Annotated in this window: 1 protein-coding gene; it reads left to right on the top strand. The window is 40.9% G+C overall.

The window, feature by feature from the left end; genetic code table 11:
• On the top strand, positions 1-469 hold a 469-nt coding region (locus I6F37_RS38955; RefSeq protein WP_225154216.1), incomplete at both ends, for a metal-dependent transcriptional regulator.

The following is a 469-nucleotide window of genomic DNA, read 5'->3' as shown; positions in this document are numbered from 1 at the left end:
CAGTTGGTGGAATATCAAAAGTATCAGGGCGTGTTACTAACCGAGAAAGGTTCGCTTGCCGCAAAAATGATTGTCCGAAAACATCGATTGTGGGAAGTTTTTTTGGTGGAGAAACTAGGATTTCCGTGGGATGAGGTGCATGATCTTGCCGAAGAACTCGAGCACATACAATCGGAAAAGTTGATTGATAAACTCGATGCATTTCTCAATTTCCCATCGCGTGATCCGCATGGCGATCCAATCCCGAATGCAAAAGGCGAGTTGATGAAAGAGGATAATAAATTATTATCGGAACTGGAAACCGACCAAAGATCAATTTGTGTCGGCGTAAAAGATACCTCATCCGAATTTTTGCAATACCTTGACAAACAGAAAATTGCGCTTGGTTCTGAATTTCGAATTATTGAAAGGGAAAGCTTTGACGCTTCCTTACGAATTTTCGTAAATGGTACCGAAATGACAATATCAA

Origin of the sequence: Bradyrhizobium sp. NBAIM08, from assembly GCF_020193935.1 — a bacterium.
GTDB lineage: Bacteria > Pseudomonadota > Alphaproteobacteria > Rhizobiales > Xanthobacteraceae > Bradyrhizobium > Bradyrhizobium yuanmingense.
This window is presented reverse-complemented; position numbering and strand designations above follow the sequence as displayed.